This is a genomic window from Nonomuraea sp. NPDC049784, assembly GCF_040659615.1.
GTDB lineage: Bacteria > Actinomycetota > Actinomycetes > Streptosporangiales > Streptosporangiaceae > Nonomuraea.
This window is the reverse complement of sequence record NZ_JBFAMX010000978.1, coordinates 1-2598: the sequence shown is the minus strand read 5'-3', so window position 1 is coordinate 2598 and position 2598 is coordinate 1. Positions and strand designations below refer to the sequence as shown.

5 protein-coding genes and 1 pseudogene are annotated in these 2598 nt (G+C 67.9%); 2 read left to right on the top strand and 4 right to left on the bottom strand.

Features of this window, described 5'->3' with window-relative positions; genetic code table 11:
- The 3 genes and pseudogenes from AB0J09_RS62010 to AB0J09_RS62000 all read right to left on the bottom strand — a co-directional run.
- Positions 1-291, bottom strand: a pseudogene (locus AB0J09_RS62010) (serine/threonine protein kinase); the annotation flags it as partial.
- A gap of 122 nt (positions 292-413) precedes the next feature.
- Complete coding sequence (locus AB0J09_RS62005; protein ID WP_360713501.1) at positions 414-980, bottom strand: GNAT family protein; 567 nt, start codon at positions 978-980, stop codon at positions 414-416.
- Positions 981-992: 12 nt separating this feature from the next.
- On the bottom strand, positions 993-1502 hold the full coding sequence (locus AB0J09_RS62000) for a shikimate kinase (protein ID WP_360713499.1): 510 nt from the start codon (positions 1500-1502) through the stop codon (positions 993-995).
- 38 nt (positions 1503-1540) lie between these two features.
- Here AB0J09_RS62000 and AB0J09_RS61995 point away from each other — a divergent pair, with 38 nt between their 5' ends.
- Positions 1541-1822 carry a hypothetical protein gene (locus AB0J09_RS61995; RefSeq protein ID WP_349455194.1) on the top strand — a complete coding sequence of 94 codons (282 nt, stop codon included), beginning with the start codon at positions 1541-1543 and terminating at the stop codon, positions 1820-1822.
- Positions 1823-1835: 13 nt separating this feature from the next.
- On the top strand, positions 1836-2219 hold the full coding sequence (locus AB0J09_RS61990) for a ChaB family protein (protein WP_360713497.1): 384 nt from the start codon (positions 1836-1838) through the stop codon (positions 2217-2219).
- Between the two features lie 67 nt (positions 2220-2286).
- Here AB0J09_RS61990 and AB0J09_RS61985 read toward each other — a convergent pair.
- Positions 2287-2598 (bottom strand): transketolase C-terminal domain-containing protein (locus AB0J09_RS61985; RefSeq protein ID WP_360713495.1); only part of this gene is annotated, 312 nt, incomplete at its 5' end.

Here is a 2598-nt window from a genome sequence, read left to right as displayed (position 1 = left end):
CAGCTCGTCACCCTCGTAAGGCCCGTGCAGCTCCACCGCCCGCCGCAGGTCCGGCCCGTCCACGTATTCGCTCACCACGTACGGCACGCCCTCGTCCGCTCCGACGGCGACCACCTCGGCCAGATGGGGACAGGTCACCCGCTCGAACCGGCGCCCGACCTCACCCCGCGGCACCGTGACCGCGAAGCGGCGCCCCTCGTCGTCGTACGCGTCGTAGACCACGCCGCGACCGCCCGCGCCGAGCCTGGCCGCCAGCCAGAAGCCGCCGAGCCTCTCGGGGTCACCGGGCACCAAGCGCATCGTCACTGATGCTTAGATGCACGAGACCGCAGATTGGTTGTCCCCAACACAACGTCATCCACAGAACGTCACAGGTCCCCCGCGCGCCTCGGGGGACCTATGCGTCATGATCATTATGCCAGGCTTCTGGATCTTGCCGGCCACTCGTGGCGAAGCACCGACATGAGCACCGCGTCGTGCCACTCGCCGTCCCACAGCAGGGCGTCGCGCTCCACGCCCTCCTCCACGAATCCGACCTTCTTGTACACGTGGCGCGCCCGCTCGTTGAAGGCGTAGACGCCGAGCCTGATCCGGTGCAGTGGCGTCGTGGCGAAGGCGTGGTCGAGGACCAGCCTGATGGCCTCGGTGCCGTAGCCCTTGCCGAAGACCCGGTCGCCGATGAGCGCTATGCGCAGGTTGCAGGAGAGGTTGTACCGGTCGAGCTCGTTGAGCACGACCTCGCCGACGTACCCCCCGTCCGCGATGATGGCCAGGTCGAGCCGCTCGGCGTGGTCCTTCCTGGTGGCGTACCACTGGCGGGCGCTTTCGAGGTCGATCTCGCCGTGGGAGCCCGTCAGCCGGCCCACCTCGGGGTCGGAGATCAGCTCGAAGAGCCCGTCGACGTGCTCGGGACCGACCGGGCGCAGCGTCACGTGCTCACCCGTCAAGGTGGGTTTCTCGGCGAACATCCCGTTTGGCATCCCCATTGGGTATCAGTGCCGGTCGTCGCCGGGCAAACCCATTTCCCGCAGTGTCGCGTCCCGCACCTGCTCGGGGAGCATGGTGCCGACGTCGCATCTCAGGTTCGCGACCTCGCGGAAGTACGGCTCACGGCGGGCCCGCATGGCGGCCGGGTCGAAGTCGGGGCGGTGGTCGCTCGACTTCATCCGCTGGGCCAGCACCTCGTCGGGGGCGTCCACCCAGAGCACGAACGCCTTGCCCAGCGCCTCGCGCACCCGGGGGTCCTCGACCGTGCTGGCGGCCGCCGCGATGACCTCGGGCTCCCCGGCCAGTTCGTGCAGCACGTGGTCGGCCTCGTACCGGTGCAGCGTGTCCGCGCCGTCGCGAGCGGCGATCTGTGCGGCCGAGCCGCCGTACCGCTTCTTGAGGAACGGATCGCTGTCACTGAACGGCAGCCCCAGCGCCTCCGCGATCAACCGGCCCGCCCTCGACTTGCCTGAGCCCATCAGCCCGACCACCACGACTGGTTTGTTTCTCGACATGTGGATAGAGGTTCCTTCGTGTCAAGGAGGTAAATCTGATGACCATCGCCGGAAGCATCATCCTCATCATGCTCGGCGCGATCCTCACCTGGGCCGTCGAGTTCGACCTCGCCGGTCTCGACATCAACGTAGTGGGGGTCATCCTCATGCTCGGCGGCCTCGTCGGACTCCTGTTCGGCATATACAGGATCAGCGTCACCCGTAGGGCGGTCGGCCCGATCGACGAGCCGGTGCACCGTCACGACGTCTACGAGGAGCCTGAAGCCCGCAGGACCACCGTGTATGAGGAACGTCGCCACTACGACGAACCACCGCTGTAGGAGGTGAATCGGTATGCCAGTCGTCGAAGAGCTGCCGTCGACCATCAAGCGTTCGCCGAAGAAGGCGCAGAACACGTGGATCAAGGCGCACGACAACGCCGTGAAGGAGTACGGCGAGGGCCGGCGCGCCCACATGACCGCGTTCGCCGCGCTGAAGCATTCGTTCGAGAAGGTCGGCGACCACTGGGAGCCGAAGGAGAAGAAGGGGCCTTCTGACAAGGGCGCGATGGACCGGTCCGGCCGGACGGCCGAGGGCGTCGACGCCAACGCCAGCAAGGAGCACCTGCAGAAGGTGGCCGCGCAGCTCGATGTGCACGGCCGGTCGAAGATGACCAAGCAGGAGCTGGTGAATGCCATCAAGAAGGCCAATCGGAAGGCCACGGCGAAGGCCCGCTGATCGCGGGCCGTACACTCCGAGGGCCGGTGGCGCATAAGCCGTCGGCCCTCATTCATGTCCGTATCCGTCACAACAGCCGCTTGACCGCCTCCACGATCGCGTGGCGGTCGATGCGGGCGAGGGCGAGTTGCTCCTCGGGCGTCGCGGACCCGGGCAGGCCCGTCACGGCCAGCTTCACCACCCGCGGCCCCAGCTCGCTGACCGCGTCCATCACCGCGTCGCCGAGCCCGCCCTCCAGCCGGTGATCCTCCACCGTGATCAGGTTGCCCGTGGTGGTGGCCGCCTCGACCAGCGCCGACGTGTCGACGGGCTTGACCGAGTACAGGTCGATCACCCCCACAGGGATGCCGGCGTCGCGCAGCTCGTCGGCCGCCGCCAG

What these genes read in the sequence shown, in the direction of transcription:
- AB0J09_RS62005 (WP_360713501.1), bottom strand. Translation starts at nt 980, where the DNA reads ATGCCAAACGGGATGTTCGCCGAGAAACCCACCTTGACGGGTGAGCAC.
- AB0J09_RS62000 (WP_360713499.1), bottom strand. Translation starts at nt 1,502, where the DNA reads ATGTCGAGAAACAAACCAGTCGTGGTGGTCGGGCTGATGGGCTCAGGC.
- AB0J09_RS61995 (WP_349455194.1), top strand. Translation starts at nt 1,541, where the DNA reads ATGACCATCGCCGGAAGCATCATCCTCATCATGCTCGGCGCGATCCTC.
- AB0J09_RS61990 (WP_360713497.1), top strand. Translation starts at nt 1,836, where the DNA reads ATGCCAGTCGTCGAAGAGCTGCCGTCGACCATCAAGCGTTCGCCGAAG.